The organism is Rhodococcus sp. NPDC003383 (assembly GCF_053589115.1).
The window spans coordinates 61,877-80,120 of record NZ_JBSFRG010000012.1 but is presented as its reverse complement, the minus strand read 5'-3'; the positions used below and the strand labels follow the sequence as shown (position 1 = coordinate 80,120).

The 18,244-nt window shown below is 70.5% G+C and carries 17 protein-coding genes; 10 read left to right on the top strand and 7 right to left on the bottom strand.

The features are described from left to right. Positions 1–176: 176 nt before the first annotated feature. The 3 genes from ACWDTS_RS13065 to ACWDTS_RS13055 all read right to left on the bottom strand — a co-directional run bounded on the left by ACWDTS_RS13065 (position 177) and on the right by ACWDTS_RS13055 (position 2,558). Positions 177–500 (bottom strand): DUF6802 family protein, encoded by a 324-nt coding sequence (locus ACWDTS_RS13065; protein WP_197253460.1) that lies wholly within the window; start codon positions 498–500, stop codon positions 177–179. Between the two features lie 67 nt (positions 501–567). Next, a complete protein-coding gene (locus ACWDTS_RS13060; RefSeq protein WP_450108330.1) occupies positions 568–1,971 on the bottom strand; it encodes a hypothetical protein in 1,404 nt (467 codons plus the stop codon). Next, the gene (locus tag ACWDTS_RS13055) at positions 1,968–2,558 is read right to left on the bottom strand and encodes a hypothetical protein (protein ID WP_450108329.1); all 591 of its coding nucleotides are present in this window, start codon (positions 2,556–2,558) and stop codon (positions 1,968–1,970) included. The genes ACWDTS_RS13060 and ACWDTS_RS13055 overlap by 4 nt, the downstream gene beginning before the upstream one ends. A gap of 143 nt (positions 2,559–2,701) precedes the next feature. On the opposite strand from ACWDTS_RS13055, the gene trmB reads away from it, so the two are divergent. The 3 genes from trmB to ACWDTS_RS13040 are packed head-to-tail and all read left to right on the top strand — an operon-like array spanning position 2,702 to position 7,627. Continuing rightward, on the top strand, positions 2,702–3,448 hold the full coding sequence (trmB, locus tag ACWDTS_RS13050) for a tRNA (guanosine(46)-N7)-methyltransferase TrmB (RefSeq protein ID WP_450108328.1): 747 nt from the start codon (positions 2,702–2,704) through the stop codon (positions 3,446–3,448). Between the two features lie 14 nt (positions 3,449–3,462). Continuing rightward, on the top strand, positions 3,463–4,137 hold the full coding sequence (locus tag ACWDTS_RS13045) for an NYN domain-containing protein (RefSeq protein WP_450108442.1): 675 nt from the start codon (positions 3,463–3,465) through the stop codon (positions 4,135–4,137). A gap of 10 nt (positions 4,138–4,147) precedes the next feature. Further along, positions 4,148–7,627 carry an MMPL family transporter gene (locus tag ACWDTS_RS13040; protein ID WP_450108327.1) on the top strand — a complete coding sequence of 1,160 codons (3,480 nt, stop codon included), beginning with the start codon at positions 4,148–4,150 and terminating at the stop codon, positions 7,625–7,627. 74 nt (positions 7,628–7,701) lie between these two features. Here ACWDTS_RS13040 and ACWDTS_RS13035 read toward each other — a convergent pair whose 3' ends face one another. Next, on the bottom strand, positions 7,702–8,361 hold the full coding sequence (locus tag ACWDTS_RS13035) for a DUF1707 SHOCT-like domain-containing protein (protein WP_450108326.1): 660 nt from the start codon (positions 8,359–8,361) through the stop codon (positions 7,702–7,704). A 190-nt stretch (positions 8,362–8,551) separates the two neighbouring features. Between ACWDTS_RS13035 and ACWDTS_RS13030 the strand changes: the two genes are divergently transcribed. Then, positions 8,552–8,929, top strand: a complete 378-nt coding sequence (locus tag ACWDTS_RS13030) for a YciI family protein (RefSeq protein ID WP_197253474.1) — start codon at positions 8,552–8,554, stop codon at positions 8,927–8,929. Then, on the top strand, positions 8,926–10,134 hold the full coding sequence (locus ACWDTS_RS13025; RefSeq protein WP_450108325.1) for an RNA polymerase sigma factor: 1,209 nt from the start codon (positions 8,926–8,928) through the stop codon (positions 10,132–10,134). Before ACWDTS_RS13030 ends, ACWDTS_RS13025 begins: the two co-directional genes overlap by 4 nt. A gap of 1 nt (position 10,135) precedes the next feature. On the opposite strand, the gene ACWDTS_RS13020 is transcribed toward ACWDTS_RS13025, so the two are convergent. Together ACWDTS_RS13020 and macS are read right to left on the bottom strand one after the other, a co-directional pair. Then, positions 10,136–10,765 (bottom strand): response regulator, encoded by a 630-nt coding sequence (locus ACWDTS_RS13020; protein WP_197253538.1) that lies wholly within the window; start codon positions 10,763–10,765, stop codon positions 10,136–10,138. 25 nt (positions 10,766–10,790) lie between these two features. Further along, positions 10,791–11,945, bottom strand: a complete 1,155-nt coding sequence (gene macS / locus ACWDTS_RS13015) for a MacS family sensor histidine kinase (protein ID WP_248675488.1) — start codon at positions 11,943–11,945, stop codon at positions 10,791–10,793. A gap of 167 nt (positions 11,946–12,112) precedes the next feature. Here macS and ACWDTS_RS13010 point away from each other — a divergent pair, with 167 nt between their 5' ends. The 5 genes from ACWDTS_RS13010 to ACWDTS_RS12990 all read left to right on the top strand — a co-directional run bounded on the left by ACWDTS_RS13010 (position 12,113) and on the right by ACWDTS_RS12990 (position 17,426). Then, positions 12,113–13,570: an adenylate/guanylate cyclase domain-containing protein gene (locus ACWDTS_RS13010; RefSeq protein ID WP_197253480.1), complete on the top strand. Its 1,458-nt coding sequence runs from the start codon at positions 12,113–12,115 to the stop codon at positions 13,568–13,570. Between the two features lie 42 nt (positions 13,571–13,612). Continuing rightward, positions 13,613–14,761: a lysylphosphatidylglycerol synthase transmembrane domain-containing protein gene (locus ACWDTS_RS13005; protein WP_450108324.1), complete on the top strand. Its 1,149-nt coding sequence runs from the start codon at positions 13,613–13,615 to the stop codon at positions 14,759–14,761. Positions 14,762–14,855: 94 nt separating this feature from the next. Beyond that, positions 14,856–15,413 (top strand): YceI family protein, encoded by a 558-nt coding sequence (locus tag ACWDTS_RS13000; RefSeq protein WP_197253482.1) that lies wholly within the window; start codon positions 14,856–14,858, stop codon positions 15,411–15,413. Between the two features lie 100 nt (positions 15,414–15,513). After that, a complete protein-coding gene (locus ACWDTS_RS12995; RefSeq protein WP_248675489.1) occupies positions 15,514–15,897 on the top strand; it encodes a DUF3054 domain-containing protein in 384 nt (127 codons plus the stop codon). A 62-nt stretch (positions 15,898–15,959) separates the two neighbouring features. Next, positions 15,960–17,426: a peptide MFS transporter gene (locus ACWDTS_RS12990; RefSeq protein WP_197253486.1), complete on the top strand. Its 1,467-nt coding sequence runs from the start codon at positions 15,960–15,962 to the stop codon at positions 17,424–17,426. Positions 17,427–17,458: 32 nt separating this feature from the next. Here ACWDTS_RS12990 and ACWDTS_RS12985 read toward each other — a convergent pair whose 3' ends face one another. Then, on the bottom strand, positions 17,459–18,196 hold the full coding sequence (locus ACWDTS_RS12985; RefSeq protein WP_450108323.1) for a sulfite exporter TauE/SafE family protein: 738 nt from the start codon (positions 18,194–18,196) through the stop codon (positions 17,459–17,461). Between the last annotated feature and the right edge of the window lie 48 nt (positions 18,197–18,244).

Genomic DNA, 18,244 nt, shown 5'->3' with positions numbered 1-18,244 from the left:
GTACCACCCGCTTACCACCGTGGCCGAACGGAGGAAACGAGCGCCGGAAGTCCTATTCATAGAGGTTAACGCCGGACTTCCGATCGGGGGGAATCGGGTCCGGTCGGAAATGTCACAGAAACGATTCAGAGGGCGCATCCTACCGAAACCGTCGTAGTCCGGCCGAGCGATTCATCTCACTCGACGCCCAGCCTTCCGGCGTCCACACGCAGCCAGCGCGGTGTGCCGTCGGGCTCGCGATGGAACTCCCACACCCCGAACTCGCCGTCGTCGGCGATCGCGGTGAGCCGGTCGGTGCTGCCGTCGGCGTCGAGGTCCGTGGCGACGACCAGCGCAGACGGCGACGACCACGTGACCGTGTCGAACGTGCCGTCGCCGTCGAGGTCCACGGACGGGTCGGCGGCGTCGGCCAGCGCGGCGGCGGAAACCGGGTCGAACGACGCGCCCGAGGCGAAACCCTCGGGCTCGGGCAGCGAATCGGGAATCGGGTAGGTCTCCACCTGTGTGCCTCCTCGAACGGTCGCATCTACATGTTTCCGGGTTCTCACTGGATTGGACGCGCCGACATCACCCGCGGTTCCCCGGACGGGCCGGTGTCGGACGGTCCAGCACCGCCAGATCCCGCCGGCACGCCTCGATGCGGGCATTGCGTTCCCCGAGATGCCGGCGCAGCTCCTCGTCGATCGCGGTGACCCGGTCGTGCAGGGCCGACACCCGGGCGGCGTGCTCCGCCGCGGTGGTCGCGGCGGCCCGGGCCTCGGCGTCGACGATCCTGGCGAGCACCCAGGCGTCCAGGTCGGCGCGGATCTCGGTGAGCTCGTCGGTCACCCAGCGGCGCGCGCGGTCCCGGGCGGCGAGTCGTCGGCGGGCCCGGACGAGCCACCACGCCGCGCCCACGCCCCCGGCGACGGTGACGGGCACCGCCGCCAGGTGCCCGGCAGGCAGGGCGTCGAACGGCAGGGCCGCCAACCGGCCCAGCCCGGCCCCTGCGGAGGCGCCGAGCACCACGGTGAGCCGGTCCTCGATCGTCCCGGTGGTCGGCGACATCGGCGCGGCGGTCCTCCGCGGCACGGTGTCCGATGCGCCCGGCACGGCGTCGCTCTCCCCCAGCCGGGCGACGACGACGGCCGACACCCGGGCATTCAGGGTTCCCACCGCCGCGTCGAGCAGCTCCGGGGCGCGCGTCGGGTCGGCGTCCACGGCCTCGCGCACCGCGGCGGCGGTGGCCCGCACGCCCGCGGCGACCTCCTGCAGAAGTTCGAGCCGGGCCCGCTGCAGGGCACTGCGGCCGCGACCGCCCGGATCCGCGGGAGCTGCCGCCTGCTGCACGAGCCGGGTGCGTTCGGCGCGCAGCGCTGCGCCGTCGTCCGCGCGCAGGTCTTCGATGGTCTCGGTGATCATCGTGCGGGTCCGGGCGATCTCCGCGGACCGAGCGACGGTCGTGGTGGGCGCGGCCACGGCAGCCCGCAGCATCTCGAGCAGGTCGACGAGGCCCGATTCGAGCCGCAGCACGTGCCCGGCGTCGCCTCCCAGCTCCCGGGCGCGAGCCGCGGCAGTCGTGGCGACCGGCACGATCGTCCCGTCGAACCGGCCGGCGTGCCGCCGGAGCAGCGCGACATCGGTGTCGAGAACACGCCGCCACCCCGGGCAGTGGTCGATACCGGTCAGTGCGCACACCACGCGTGTGGCCCCCTGGGCGGCGGCCTCGAGCACGTCCAGTTCGGTGCGACCGACGAACGCGGTCGCCTCGAGCACCATGAGCACGACCGGGGCGGATCCCTCGCGCACGAACTCGACGTCTCCTCCCCCGGACGCCGCACGGAGCTCACCGAGTTCCGCGACGAGCTCGTCCTCCCCCGAGCCGGGAACCGCTGCGACCCGGACCCGCGGCGCGGGCGGATCGCCGTGCAGGCGCGCCCAGCCCTCGGGATTCCAGCGGCGCAGCACGTCGTCGACGGCCGGCTCCGTCACGGCGCTCGCCCCGGGGCGAGCACATCGAGTGCGTCCTCGATCGCGTCCCGGGCCGGCGGAGTCGCGGCGAGCCCCGCGACCGTCGCGGCCAGGACGTCGTCGCGGCGACGACGCGCCCGGTGCAGCCGCGCCGCGATCGCACCTGCGAGGGCGTCGGTGTCGGAGAACGGGAGCACCGGCGTGCGCAGTCGTTCGGCAACCGCTCCGATCGCCGCGTCGTCGGCAGGGTCGGTGCCGGTGAGGACCACGATCACGCGCCCGGCCTCGACCCGGTCGATCAGCGCTCGGTCCGCCGGGTGGATCGCGTGCGGCGGGCGGCGGACGGCTGTCACGAGAATCACGACGTCGCCGTCGACGATCGGATCGGCTCGGCCGGGCACGTCCGTCTCGAGGTGTTCGACCGTGTATTCCTCCGGCGCCTCGGGGACGGCGAGTGTCTCGGCGCCGCTGCCGGCGCGCTCGACGATCTGCACGCTCGGCGGACGATCACGCGTGCGCAGAGCCGCATGCAGGGCACGTCCCGCCTCCGCGTCGAGCCGTTCGACGCGGTGGGCGAGCTCGCGCCACGCGTCGTCCGAATTCCCCATCAGAAACATCCCCCCGAATGCCCCCGGCAACAGTGGACGGATTGTCGCAGAGGAGGCGGCGCGCGGCAGCGGTCCTGAGAAAACCCTGTGGTCACACCAGTCCCTCCTGTCACGCACTCCCGAGATACGCGACAATGGGTGCCGTGAACGAAGCCGATCAGCACACGACCGAGACGCCGGAACAGCGCCCGACGCGAGGAAACCGCCTCTACCCGCGGGTGACGAGTTTCCGGTCCCGCCGGGGCTCGCTGACCGACCCGCAGCAGGAATGCTGGGACCGTCGGTGGCCCGAGCTCGGCCGTGACGTCGGCGACGAACTGCTCGACATCGACGGCTGGTTCGGCCGCAGCGCACCCACCGTCCTGGAGATCGGCTCCGGTACCGGGACCGCCGCGGTCGCGATGGCCCAGGACGAGCCCCACGTCAACCTGATCGCGATCGAGGTCTACAAGCCGGGCATCGCCCAGACGCTGCAGCGCATCGAACGCACCTACGACACCGACCGGCCGGTGCACAACCTCCGCATCCTGCGCGGCGACGCCGTCGAGGTGCTCGAGCACATGGTGGCGCCGGAGTCGCTCACCGGCGTGCGGGTGTTCTTCCCGGACCCGTGGCCCAAGGCCCGCCACCACAAGCGCCGCCTGCTGCAGGCCCCGACGTTCGCGCTGATCGCGAGCCGCCTGAAGCCCGGCGGGGTGCTGCACGTGGCCACCGACCACGCCGAATACGCCGTTGCCATCGAAGAGGCCGGAAACGCCGAGCCCCTTCTCACCCCCCTCGACTGGGACTCGCCGATCAGCCACGAACGGCCCGTCACCAAGTTCGAGGACAAGGCTCACCAGGTGGGCAGCGCCATCACCGAGCTGATCTGGGGGAAGATCGGAGCATGAGCCTCGACGAAGATATGTCCGCGACGTCCGATTCGGTGACGGGTGCGGCCGGCAACCCACACCGGCGTGTGCTGCTCGTGTGGGATGCGCCGAACCTCGACATGGGGCTCGGGGCGATTCTCGGCGGCCGGCCCACCGCGGCCTACCGCCCCCGGTTCGACGCCCTCGGCCGCTGGCTGCTCGCCCGCACCGCCGAACTCTCCCGGTCCTCCTCCACGACCCTCGAACCCGAGGCGACGGTGTTCACGAACATCGCGCCGGGCAGCGCCGACGTCGTCCGGCCGTGGGTCGAGGCGCTGCGCAACGTCGGCTTCGCCGTGTTCGCCAAGCCCAAGATCGACGAGGACAGCGACGTCGACTCCGATATGCTGCACCACATCGAGCTGCGGCGCAGCGAGGGCCTCGCCGGTGTGATGGTGGCTTCCGCGGACGGTCAGGCCTTCCGGGAACCCCTCGAGGAACTCGCGAACGCCGGCATCGCGGTACAGGTACTCGGATTCCGCGAACATGCCAGCTGGGCGGTGACGTCCGAGATCCTCGACTTCGTCGATCTCGAGGACATCCCCGGCGTGTTCCGTGAGCCGCTTCCGCGGGTCAGCCTGGACATGCTCCCCGACGAGGGTGCCTGGCTGCAGCCGTTCCGACCGCTTTCCGCCTTGCTCGTCGGACGCAAGAGCGTCGCCGAATAGGAGACTTCACGTGTTCGACCGCTGGGGAGAGCTCGTCTTCCGCGCCCGTTTCACGGTGATCGCGGTGATGGTCGCCGCCTTGCTGGGGCTGGCCGGATACGGGCTGAGCCTGAACGACCATCTCAGCCAGAGCGGCTGGGATGATCCCGGCTCGCAGTCGTCGCAGGCCGCACGGCTCGCGGACGGCACCTTCGGTCGCGACACCGCCGGCGACGTCCTGGTCCTGTACACCGCACCCGAGGGCAAGACCGTCGACGATCCCACCCTGGCCACGAAGGTCAAGGAGAATCTCAACAACCTGGTCGAGAACCATCCCGACGAGATCCTCAAGATCAACGGTGCCTACTGGCCGACGAACGGGGCGCCCGCCCTGCCGGCACTCGCCGACGAGTCACGACAGCACGCGGTCGCGTCGATCGCGATCGCCGGTGACGACGACACCGCGTTGACGAACAACTTCCGGGTGATCAAGGACGAGTTCGCGATCGACGGCGTCGAGGTGCAACTGGCCGGTCTGCAGCCGATCGCCGGTGCCCTCAACGACACGATGGCCAACGACATCCACCGCATGGAGATCCTCGCGATCCCCGCCGTCGGCATCCTGTTGTTCTTCGTCTTCGGTGGCGTCGTCGCCGCGTCGCTGCCACTGATCACCGGTGGCCTCACGATCGTCGCCGCGAACGGCATCGTCCGGTTCATCACCAACTTCGCCGAGGTCAACTCGTTCGTCGCACCCGTCGTGTCCCTCATCGGCCTGGGGCTGGCGATCGACTACGGGCTGTTCATGGTGTCCCGGTTCCGGGAGGAACTCGCCGAGGGATACGAGACCGCCGCGGCGGTCCGGCGCACGGTCGTCACGGCAGGCCGCACCGTCGTGTTCTCCGCGACCATGGTCGTCACCAGCCTCGGCGGTCTGCTGCTGTTCCCGCAGGCGTTCCTCAAGTCCGTCGCCTACGGCGCGATCGCCGCGGTCTCCCTCGCGGCGCTGACGTCGATCACCCTGCTTCCGGCGATCCTGAGCATCCTCGGCAAGCGCATCGACAAGTTCGGCATGAAGCGGTTCGGTCAGATCCAGTCGAACGAGCAGATCGAGAACAGTCTCATCGGCCGCCTCACCCGCTGGGTGATGCGCAATCCGCTCAAGGTCACGATCCCCACCGTCGTCGGGCTGCTGCTGCTCATCATGCCGCTGACCGGCATCAAGTTCGGTGGCATCAACGAGACCTATCTCCCGCCGGACCACCCCACGCGCGTCGCGCAGGAGAAGTTCGACGACCTGTTCCCCGGGCAGCGTGCCGAGCCGGTGCGCATCGTCATCCGCGGCGCCGAGGGCGGCGACCTCAACGAGATCATCAAGACCGCGAGCGCCGCACCCGGCCTGGTGGAGAAGTTCTCCATCGAAGGTCCCGCCAAGGACGGTGTCCGCGTCATCAAGGCCGGGCTGGTCGACCGCAACGCCTCGGCCGACACGATCGACTACCTGCATTCGGCGTCGTGGCCCGACGGTGTCGAGGTACTCGTCGGCGGCACCCCGGCGATCGAGCAGGACTCGATCGCGGCGCTGCTCGACACCCTGCCGCTGATGGTGACGGTGGTCGTCCTGCTGACCACCCTGCTGATGTTCCTGGCGTTCGGTTCGCTGGTGCTGCCGGTCAAGGCCGCGCTGATGAGCGCGCTCGGCCTCGGCGCCACCCTCGGCATCCTCACCTGGATCTTCATCGACGGAAACGGCTCCGGGCCGCTCAACTTCACGCCCGGCCCGATCATGTCGCCCGTGCTCGTGCTGATCATCGCGATCATCTACGGCCTGTCCACCGACTACGAGGTGTTCCTGCTCTCCCGGATGGTCGAGGCCCGATCCCAGGGCGCGAGCACCACCGAGTCGATCCGCATCGGCACCGCGCACACCGGCCGCATCATCACCGCCGCCGCGCTGATCCTCATCGTCGTCACCGGCGCGTTCGGATTCTCCGAACTGGTGATGATGAAGTACATCGCGTTCGGCATGATCGCCGCGCTGATCCTCGACGCGACCGTCATCCGCATGTTCCTCGTCCCCGCCACCATGAAGCTCCTCGGCGACGACTGCTGGTGGGCACCCGCGTGGATGAAGCGCATCCAGGAGAGGATCGGTCTCGCCGAACCCATCCTCGCGGACGAACTGATGCCCGAGGACGTGCCCGAGCTCATCACCGTCGGCATGTTCGGACCGGCCACCGTCGCCGCGACCGGGGCACATCGCCTCCCGCCGATGGTTCCCGGCATCGGCCCGTCGGACATGACCCAGCCGCTGCCCAAGATCGCGGCGCCCCGCTCGTCCGCCGAACAGCGCCGCGCCCGGGAGTTCCCGCCCGCGCCGCGCCGCCCCTCCCCGTCCCGTGCCGGACGCGTGCCCGTGCCCGCTCCCGAGCGGCGCCCGGACTCGCGCAACGCCGGCCAACCCCCGGCCGCGCACGGACTCGTCAGGCCGCCGCAGCCCAACCAGCCGCAGCCCAACCAGCAGTCCGCACCGCTGCAGCGCGGACAGGCGGCACCGCCGCAGCGCGGACAGGCGGCACCGCCGCAGCGCGGACAGGCGGCACCACCGCAGCAGCCACAAGCAGCACCGCGGCCGGCCCCGCCGGTTCGGAACGACAGCACCGGCCTCGTGCGCAACCCGCAGGCCGCACCGCCGCAGCAGGCACCAGCGGCACCGCCGCAGGTGTCGCAGCCGGTACGCCGCGACAGCGCTCCCGTGCAACGCAGCGCGCAGGCACCGGCGGAACGACCGATGCGTCCCACTCCCCCGATGCCTCCGCAGCCCCGTCCGGCAGCACCGCTGCCGCAGCGGGCTGCCGCCGAGCCGCTTCCGCAGCGGCCTGTCGCAGAGCCGCTCCCCCAGCGGACCGGGGCCGACCGGCAGCCGCCGCTGCCGCCTCGTGCCGCGCCGGATGCGCGTCCCGCAGGGGATCCGCAGTCGCCGACCGCGGTGCCCCCGTTGCCGCCGACGACCGCGTCGCCGCAGCCTGCCACGGCGCTGCCGCCGGTGACGGCCACGTTCGCCCCGCCGCTGCCGCGTCGTGACGCCCAGGGTTCCGGGCCCGCGCAGGACCCGCAGTCCCCGACCGCGATCCCGCCGTTGCCGCGACGTCAGCGCGGGACCGTGCCGCCGCCGTTGCCGCATCCCTTCGTCCGTCCGCAGGTCCCGCCGCAGCCGCCCACCCGTCCGGCTCCGGCCCCGCGCCCGGAAGCGGGCCGGGCTCGCGACCCTCAGGCCATCGAGAACTGGCTGTCCCAGTTGCGGCGTACCGCGCCCGGCGTCGAACAACCGCGTCCCCCGCGCCCGGCGCCGGATCAGGTTCCGGCACCGCGGGAGCAGGATCCGCGGCTCGGCCGGTACCGCGACCCGGACCCGGAGCGGTCCGGTCCGACGACGGGCCGGCACGGTGACGAGGACAACGCGGGTGGAATCAGCGTCAGCGAGTTGATCGCCCGCCAGCGCCGGACGTAGCTCGGACCGGGAACTGCGTGATCAGCGCAGGAACTGGCACCGCGCGATCAGCGCAGGAACTGGCAACCGCGCGATCAGCGCAGGAACTGGCGCAGTGCGGTGCCGAGAGGGTGCCGGACCGTCAGTGCGCTGAAACGCAGCCGGCCGGTGACCACGAGGTGCAGCGGCCCGAACGGCGGACCGGACCGTACCTTCGAGTTCGTGCTCGACGCGACCGGGTCGATGCCGTTGACGTCCGCGGTCGCTTCCGGCGGGACGACGAGCGTGATGGAACCCAGGTAGTCGTTCACCTGAATGTTCACGACCTGGGTCTGCATCACCGCTTCGGTGAAGTCGAGGACCACGGTCGACATCCGCGTGTCGATCTGCAGCGTCGGCGGCACCTCCCAGCGACCCTTGCGTGCGATGTTCGACATGCGGCCGCGGATCACCGGCGCACCCGCAACCGGCGCACCCGCAACCGGCGGCGCCGTCATCGGGGGTTGCGCCGTCATCGGGGGTTGCGCCGGCGCGTACTGCGCCTGCATCTGCCGAAGGTATTCGGGACGCAGCTGGATGCCCGGCAGGTCGATGAGAACCTGGTTGACGTCGGCACGGGTCTTGGCCGCCAGCACGGTGTCCATCCGTTCGGTGAACTCACCGAGCGAGAGCATGCCCTGACCGACCGCCCGCTGCAGCAATTGACCGACGTGTTCCCGTTCCGCGTCCGAAACGCGCAGATCCCGCGAGTCCATGGCCACCACAGTAGGTGGAAGATCGCGCCTCGTCGCGTGGCCGGAGCCGATACCTGTCGATCCGCAGCAGCTTCGATCGTCATCACTGTGGCGGGCCACATCCGCGCCCGTCGAAATTCACCGAGCCGCAGTGCGCGGACGGACGACTCGGCAGGATCGAGTCGGAGCGATGAGAGAAGAGGCGATTCCCGTGCGATACACGATTCTGATGCACTACTCGGAGGAGACCGGCGAGTCGATCGGTGAGGAGACGATCGCTGCCGGCCGGGAGGCGTTCGCCGCCTACACAGCCGCGTTGGAGCAGGCCGGCGTCCTGATCGGCGCGGAGGTTCTCGCCCCCTCCGAGCTGACGACCACCCTCAGGATGGTCGACGGCGAACTTCGCGTGCAGGACGGGCCGTTCGCCGATACGAAGGAGCAGCTGGGCGGAACCGTCGTCATCGACGTGCCGGACCTCGATGCGGCGATCGAGTGGGCGCGTCAGGCGCCGCCGATCCACTGGGGTGCGGTCGAGGTCCGGCCGGGCGCGACCCACACGGTCGAGGGTGTCTGGACACCGAACCGATGAGACGGTCCGGGGCGTGGGCCGCGGCCGAGCATGCGGCACGCGCCTCACGCGCCCGGTTGGTTGCGCTGCTCGCGTCGAACTCCGGCGACCTCGCGCTCGCCGAGGACGCCGTGGCGGCGGCATTCGAGCAGGCGCTGGTGATCTGGCCGGAGCGGGGTGTTCCCGCGAATCCGGACGGCTGGCTGCTCACCGTCGCCCGGAACCGGCAGCGTGACGTGTGGAAGTCCGCCGCGCACCGCACCGCGGCTCCGCTCGAGCAGGTGCCCGACAATGTCGGCTCGGTGGCGACGCTCGACGAGGTCGACCCGGATGCGATCCCGGACCGGCGGCTGGCGCTGTTGTTCGTGTGCGCGCATCCTGCGATCGCCGAGTCCGCGCGTACCCCGCTGATGCTGCAGGCGGTGCTGGGTTTCGATGCGGCACAGGTTGCTTCGGTGTTCGCGGTCTCGTCGTCCGCGATGGCGGGGCGGCTCGTCCGCGCGAAGCGGCGCATCCGCGACGCCCGGATCCCGTTCGTCGTCCCGGACCGCACCGTGATGCCCGAGCGGCTTCCCGCGGTCCTCGAAGCGGTCTACGGATGTTTCACGATCGCCCGCGGCCCCGGGGTGACCCCGATGGCGTCCGAATCGCTTTATCTGGCAACTGTTCTCGCGGAGTCCGTCGACGAACCGGAAGCCTGGGGGCTGGCGTCCCTGATCGCGCTGTCGCTGAGCCGGGCCGGCGCGACCGGCGCCGACTTCGTCCCGCTCGACGAGCAGGACCCGGCGTCGTGGGACGCGGAACTCGCGGAACGGGGCGAGCGCATGCTCCGCCGGGCCTCGGCCGGCGGGCGCATCGGGCGTTTCCAGCTCGAAGCCGCGATGCAGGCGGTCCATGCCGCCCGCCGACACACGGGGGTCACGGATTGGCCTGCGCTCGATACACTTTCGCGGGCGCTGGTGCACACGGCGCCGACCCTGGGGTCGCGGGTCGCACGCGCCGCGATCGCCGGCCGCGTCGACGGCCCGGAGGCGGGCCTCGACGTACTCGACGCGGTCGCCCGCGATCACCCCGCCGCAACCTCGTATCAGCCGTTCCACGCGGTGCGCGCCGACCTGCTCGCGCGCGCGGGCCGGACCGCCGACGCCCGCGCGGCGTTCGACCGCGCGGCGGAACTCGCGACCGACGACGCGGTCCGCGCCTGGCTGCGGAACCGGTCGCCGTGACCTATTCCAGACCCTGCTCGATGGCGTAGCGGGTCAGTTCGACCCGATTGGCGAGCTGCAGCTTCCGTAAGGTCGCCTGGACGTGGTTCTCCACCGTCCGATGGCTGAGGGTGAGCTTCGCGGCGATCTGCTTGGCGGACAGTCCTTTCGCGACGAACCGGAGCACCTCGGTCTCCCGATCGGTGAGCGTCGGCGGTGCGGGCGAGCGCCGGTCCACGGTCGCCGACATCCGCCGGTATTCGCCGAGCACGAGGCCGGCCAGGCCGGGCGTGAACACCGCCTGACCGGCCGCGGTGGCCGCGACCGCCTCCACCAGTTCGGCCGCCGACGCGCTCTTGACGAGATACCCCGACGCACCGGCCTTCACCGCGCCGAGCACGTCGTCGCGTTCGGACGACGCGGACAGCACCAGCACCCGGGTCCCCGGGGAGGCACGCAGAACTGCGACGGTCGCGTCGGTGCCGCTGCCGTCGGGCAGTGACATGTCCATGAGCACGACGTCCGGGCGCACCGCCGCCGCGCGCCGTCCCGCCGACCCGACGCTGTCGGCAGCGGCGACGACGCGGAAGCCGGCGGCGTCGAGGTCGCGGGAGACGGCGTCGCGCCAGATGGGGTGGTCGTCGACGACCATCACCGTGACGGGTTCCGAAGTGTGGTCACGCACGGGGCGCCTCCCGCGGTACTCGGATCTCCCATTCGGTGCCCTCGCCGGGAGCGCTGTCGAGGACCGCGACACCGCCCAGCCATTCGGCGCGCCCGACGATCGACTTGGACACGCCCATCCGGCCCTGCGCCTCCGCCTCGGCGAGCCGCCCGTCGGGGATGCCGCTGCCGTCGTCTCGGATGCTGAGGATCACCTCGTCGCCGAGGTCCTCGAGCAGGACGTAGGCCTTGGCACCGGGACCGGCGTGCAGCGCGGTGTTGTCCAGGGCCGTGGCCGCGGCGGCGGCGAGTTCGGTGGCGCGACCCCGCTCGAGCAGGACGGGATCGGCCGGGGCGGCGACCGTCACGTTCGTTCCGGCCCGGGCGCGCAGCAGCGCGCGCAGATCCACCTGTTCCTCGCCGCGGTCGACCCGGGTGCCCTGTTCGGAGATGAGCATCCGCAACGCGGCTTCCTGCTCGCCGGCCAGACGGGCCAGCTCGGCTGCCGGTCCCCCGAGTTCGTTCCCGCGCCGCTGGACGAGGGCCAGCACCTGCAGCACCCCGTCGTGCACCTGCCGGGCGAGCCGGTCGCGTTCCTCGGTGGCGGCGGCCATCCGCACCGCCTGTGCGAGCTGCCGGTGGGCGTGGCGCGCGGTCACGGTCGCGAAGCCCATCGCGACGCCGACGGCGACGAGCACGGGGGCGGTCGCGTCCCGCCACAGGTCGAGGTTGATCTGGTCGCGCACGACGGCGCTGACGGTGGCCATCACGAGGGCCGAGCACGTCCCGGCGACCGGGCCGCCGAGCACCGCGGCGGACAGCACCGCGTTGGCGACCCACAGTGTGGTCGGCATCGTCTGGTGGTTGCTGTACCAGTCGTGGTCGGCGACCAGCCGGGTCGCACCCATGAGGGCGATCGCGACGATCTGGTCGAGTGCGACGACCTTCCACCGTTGCGTTCCGCGCGACAGCAGGACCGCCGAGAGCACCGACCACGCCGCGAGGAGGGCGATGAAGAACCAGCCCAGGCCGGGCCGGGTGTAGTGCGGGACGGTCGAGATGTGGGAGCTGACCGCGTAGGCGAGGGTGACGAGGCGGAACACCTGCGAAGCTCGCCACAGCGGCGCATCCGGATCGGCATCGTGCCGTCCTCGTGCGGTTCCTCCCATTGCCGACGTTCCCCCGATTCGTGTCGATCGGGGAGATCGTAGGGTTCGGTGACGCGTTTTATGGACCACGCCGTGCTGTGACGGTCGTTACAGTGGTTTGATTTGAAGTCGTGTTGAGGTCATATCGGGCTGTCGCGACGACTCTGCGTAGTCGCTGGCCCCTCTATATGGTCTCGATGGGTGCGTCCAACCTGTTCGGCGCCCTGCTGGTCTTCGCGTTCGTCCGCTACGGCATCCCGATCTCGGAATCGGAGAACATCATCGCGGACCGGGTCCGCAACTTCGCGGTGTTCGCCGTGTACCTCGCGTTCGCCGGTGTCGTCAGTCTCACGGCCGCGGCGGTGATGCTGCGGTCGGTGGTCCGGTGGCAGTTGCGCGGGGGCCCGCCGACGCGATCGGAACAGATGGCGGCGCTGCACGCACCGCTGCGGCAGGCCATCGTGCATCTCGGGCTGTGGATTCTCGGCGGCGTGTTGTTCGTGTTCCTCACCGCGGAGGAGATGCCGTCGTTGGCCGCGGCGGTGGCGATCACCGTGGCGATGGCCGCGACGAGCACCTTCGGCTTCACCTACATGCTCGGCGAGCGGATCCTGCGGCCGGTGGCGGCCCAGGCACTCAGCGAGGGCCGGTTCGACCGGACCATGGCGCCGGGGGTCGGCACCCGGCTGGCGATGACGTGGGGGCTGGGCACCCTGATGCCGGTGGCCGGCATCGTGCTGTTGTGCGTCACGCAGCTCACGTCGGACATGGAATTCTCGTCCGATTCGCTGTCGTGGGCGATTCTCGCGCTGTCGATCATGGCGATCGGGCTGGCGCTGGTCCTGTCGATGCTCACCTCGGCGCAGATCTCCGATCCGGTCAAACAGCTGCGCTGGGCGATCGAGCGGGTGCAGCGCGGCGCGACCGGTGTGCAGGTCGAGGTGTTCGACGGCAGCGAGATGGGTCGCCTGCAGGTCGGCTTCAACCGGATGATGGCCGAGTCCGACGAGCGGCGGCGGCTGCGTGAACTGTTCGGTCAGCACGTCGGCGAGGACGTCGCGCGCCGCGCGCTGCAGTACGGCACCGAACTGGGCGGCGAGACCCGGTACGTGGCGGTGCTGTTCGTCGACATGGTCGGCTCCACGGCGACCGCCGCGGAACGGCCGCCGAACGAGGTCGTGGACCTGCTCAACGAGTTCTTCCGGGTCGTGGTCGACGTCGTCGACCGGCATCACGGGTTCGTCAACAAGTTCATGGGTGATGCGGCGCTGGCGATCTTCGGGGCACCGCTGGACCGCCCGGATGCACCCACCGCGGCGCTGGCCGCGGCACGGGAACTGCGGTTCGCGCTCGACGAGATCACCGGCCTCGACATCGGTATCGGGGTGTCGGCGGGGCTCGCGGTGGCCGGCAACATCGGCGCGGCCGAGCGGTTCGAGTACACGGTGATCGGTGATCCGGTGAACGAGGCGTCGCGCCTGACCGAGCTCGCGAAGATGCGTCCGAGCCGGGTGCTGGCGTCGTCGAGCGCGTTGTACTTCGCCGACGACGAGGAGCGCGCGCAGTGGGAGCTGGGCGACGAGGTGCAGCTGCGGGGTCGCCGACGGCTGACCCACCTGGCCTCGCCGATCAAATATCCCGAGTGAAGTGAGGCCGGTCGCATCGGGGCGTTGGCTACGCTGATCCGCGTGGCGCCGCCTCGCGATGAACCACCCCGTCCCGGCGCAGCGCCGCGTCGGGGCGCCTTCGCATGGGTGAAATGGCTGCTCGGCGTCGCACTCGTGGTGCTGCTGACCGTCGAAGGTGTCTACCTGTGGCCGTCGCTGAGCGATTCCTGGCGGGCCCTGACGGAGTTGCACTGGGGCTGGTTCGCGGCGTGTATCGCGGCCCAGGCCGCGGCGCTGAGCGGCTTCGCCGGTGTCCAGCAACGCCTGCTTCGTGCCGGCGGGGTCACCGTCGGGCACTTCCGGTCGGCGTCGGTGGTCTACGCGAGCACGGCGATGTCGGTGACCTTGCCCGCTGGGCCGGTGTTCTCCACGGCCTTCACGTACAAGGAGACGCGCCGCTGGGGTGCGACGCCGGTCGTCGCGTCCTGGCAGCTGGCGGTGTCCGGGGTGATCGCGACGGCGACCCTCGCCGCGGTGGGGGTGGCCGGGGCGCTGGCGGTCGGGTCGCGGGTCAGCCCGGTCACGCTGGTGCTGGCCGTCGCGGGGGTGTTCGCCCTCTTCTTCGGGTTGCGTCACGTCGCGAGGAATCCGTCGTCGATCGAGGCGCTGGGTCTGTGGGTGATCCACCGCGTCAACCGGCTGACGAAGAAGCCCGCCGAGACCGGTGTCGAGTCGTTCGAGCGGATCCTGGGCCAGCTCGAGTCGGTGGACCTGAGCCGGCGGGATGCCCTGACGGCGCTGGGCTGGTCCGGCGTGCACCGGGTGTTCGACGTCGCGTGCCTGGGTCTCGCGTGCTGGACGGTCGGTGGGGATCCGTCGCTGCCGGGGTTGCTGATCGCGTTCACCGCGGCCAAGGCGGTGGCGAGTGTGCCGCTGGCGCCGGGCGGGCTCGGTTTCGTCGACGGCACGTTGATCGCGACGCTGACGGCGGCGGGGATGAGTGCGTCGCAGTCGCTGGCGGCGGTCTTCGTGTACCGCGTGGTCAGCTTCGTGATCGTCGCGGTCGTGGGCTGGATCGTGATCGCGGTGCTGTATCGGTCGCATCGCATCGACGACGCCGAGCTGGATCTGGAACGGGAGCACCAGGACCGGTCGCTGCTCACGCGCCGGCGCGCTTCCCCTCCCTCGGCCGAGGTCGATCCCGGCCACGATCCCGACCGCGTTCGATAGTGATCCGCATCACACAATAGTTGCGCAATCAACCATCCGGTGCCATGGTGGAACACATCGGAAGTTGAATCTTTAATCAGTACGAGGAGTTGCCATGACCACCGCCACCACCGCGACGTTCCCGGGCCTGACCGCCGGCACCTGGGCCATCGACCCCGTCCACTCGACCGTCGGCTTCACCGTCCGCCACCTCGTGGTCAGCAAGGTTCGCGGTAACTTCACGAACTTCTCCGGCGCCGTGGCCGTCGCCGAGGACGGCACCGCCGCCGTGTCCGCCGAGATCGCCGTCGACTCGATCGACACCCGGAACAGTGACCGCGACGCGCACCTGAAGTCCGCCGACTTCTTCGAGGCCGAGAAGTTCCCCACCGCGACATTCACCTCCACCGGCATCCGCAGCACCGGCAAGGGCTACGTCGTCGACGGAGAGTTCACCCTCCGCGGCGTCACCAAGCCCGTCGAGCTCGAACTCGAGTTCAACGGCGTCAACCCGGGCATGGGCAACGGCCCGGTCGCCGGCTTCGAAGCCACCACCGTCATCAACCGCAAGGACTTCGGCATCAGCATCGACATGCCGCTCGAGGGTGGCGGCGCCGTCGTCGGCGACAAGATCACCATCAACCTCGAGATCGAGGCGGCTCTCCAGGCCTGACCCACCTCTCCCGAACGAGCGCCCTCCGTCCCCGGAGGGCGCTCGTTCCCGTCCGGGGCCGACGGATGCGCATCCGCACCGCCGACCTACCCTTGAACCCGTGAGAAAGTACGCGCCGGCGCTGGTGATCGATATCGTCCTCGTAGTCGTCTTCGCCGCTCTCGGGCGCTCGAGCCACGACGAAACCCTCGACATTCCGGGTATCGCGACCACCGCGTGGCCGTTCCTCGCCGGATTGACCGTCGGCTGGTTCGCGACCGCGGGGCTCTACCGCGACAAGTTCGACGCCCGCGCCGCCGTCCCGACCGGGATCCTCGTGTGGCTGTGCACCCTCGTCGTCGGCATGCTGCTGCGCGCGGTGACCGGGCAGGGCACGGCGACCGCGTTCATCGTGGTCGCGACCATCTTCCTCGGGTTGTTCCTGGTCGGCTGGCGTGTGATCGCCCGCGTGTGGGACCGTCGCCGCGACGTCGCGACCCGGTGACGCCGACGCGCTGACCCTCGAAATATCCCCGCGGGTGTGTGCCCGGTGGGAAAGTGACTTTCATGAGTGACACCGCGGCACGTCCGGATTCGCAGTCGGACCACCGGTTCTTCGGCCAGCCGCTCGCGCTGGCCAACCTGTTCGGTGTCGAGATGTGGGAACGCTTCTCCTTCTACGGCATGCAGGGAATCCTGATCTACTACCTGTACTACTCGGCCGAAGAGGGCGGGCTGGGGATCAGCAAGGCGGCCGCGACGTCGATCGTCGGCGCCTACGGCGGCACCGTCTACCTGTCGACGATCCTCGGCGCCTGGATCGCCGACCGGCTGCTCGGCTCCGAACGAACCCTGTTCTACAGCGCCGTGATGATCATGTGCGGCCACATCGCGCTGGCGCTCATCCCCGGGCTCGCCGGGGTCGGGGTGGGTCTCGTGCTCGTCGCGGTCGGCAGCGGCGGCCTCAAGGCGAACGCGACGTCGCTGGTCGGCGACCTCTACGACGAACACGACGAACGCCGCGACGCGGGCTTCTCGATCTTCTACATGGGCATCAACCTCGGTGCCCTCGTCGGTCCGCTGCTCACCGGCTGGGTGCAGACCAACATGGGCTTCCACTACGGCTTCGGGCTCGCCGCGATCGGCATGGCCATCGGCCTGATCCAGTACTCGATCGGCCGCAAGCGGCTCGCCGGCATCGGCGCGACGCCTCCGCATCCGCTCCCGGACACGCTGCGCATGCGCGTCGCGGCCATCGCGGCCCTCGCGGTGGTGATCATCGCCGTGGCCTCGCTGACCGGCCTGATCACCAGCGACAACATGTCGGACATCGTCGTGACACTGACGATCGTCGCGGCGGTCGTCTATTTCGTGATCATCCTGTCGAGCCGGGCGATCACACCGGTCGAGCGCAAACGCGTCATCTCGTTCATCCCGATGTTCCTGGCGAGCGCCGCGTTCTGGTCGCTGTTCCAGCAGCAGTTCACGATGGTCGCGGTGTACTCGGACACGCGGCTGGACCGGAACCTGTTCGGCTGGGACTTCCCACCGTCCTGGGTGCAGTCCATCAACCCGGTGTTCATCATCATCTTCGCGGGTGTGTTCGCCGCCGCGTGGACGAAGCTCGGACCGCGGCAGCCCTCGTCGCCGATGAAGTTCTCGATCGGCACGATCATCATGGGCATCGCGTTCCTGTGCTTCATCCCGATGTCCGGTGGCGGGCCGAACAGCGCGCCGCTGCTCGGCCTGGCGGGCATCCTGCTGCTGTTCACGTTCGCCGAACTGTTCCTGTCCCCGGTGGGCCTGTCGCTGTCGACGAAGCTGGCTCCGCAGAACTTCCACACCCAGATGGTGGCGTTGTTCTTCCTGTCGGTGGCCCTGGGCACGGCGATGGCCGGCACCCTCGCCAAGTACTACGACGAGAACAACGAGGTGCCCTACTACCTGTGGATCGGCGGGGCGTCGATCGGTGTGGGCATCGTGCTGATGGCGATCTCGCCGTGGATCCGCAAGATGATGCAGGGCGTGCACTGAACCCAGCCCCGCCTTGCGGCCCTGCCCCGCGGCTACCGCAGGGCGAGCCACGCGGCCAGCCCGAAACCGGCGATCGCCACACCGACCCGCAGCACGCCCGGCGGGATGCGCTTGACGACCGGCGGGCCGCACCAGCCGCCCGCGACGGTCCCGATCGCCATCGCGACGGCCGCGGGCCAGTGCACCGGACCGAACGCGGCGAAGCCGATCGCAGCGACCAGGTTCGCGACGCCGAGCAGGTAACTCTTGAGGATGCTCGCCCGCCAGATCGTCTCCGACGAACACACGAGGATGAGCGCCAGGAAGATCACGCCGGCGCCGGCACCGAAGTATCCGCCGTACACGGCGACGAGGAACACCGCCGTCGAGAACGTGCGCGGCAGGTCGCGGCCCCCGGCGAACGCGCGGATCCGGGGCTGGAACAGCAACGCGAGCGCGGCGAGCGCCACCAGATACGGGACGATCGCCTCGAACGACCCTTCCGGCGCCGCGAGCAGCACGACCGCACCGACCACGCCGCCGATCGCCGCGTAGGCGGTCCATCGCCACACCCGCGGTCCGGTGTCGACGACCTCGCGCGCCGAGTTCGACAACGCGCCGACTCCGACACCGACCATCGCGACCGTGTTGGTGACGTTCGCCGCGACCGGCGACAGGCCGACCGCGAGGAGCGCGGGATAGGACACGATCGAGGCGAGTCCGGTGACGAAGCCGATGAGCCCGGCGAAGAAGCCCGCAACGACGAGCAGCAGCAGGTCGAAGAGGGTCACGACGGACAAACGTACCGGGGTCCGCTTTCACCCGCGAACGCTGGGGCC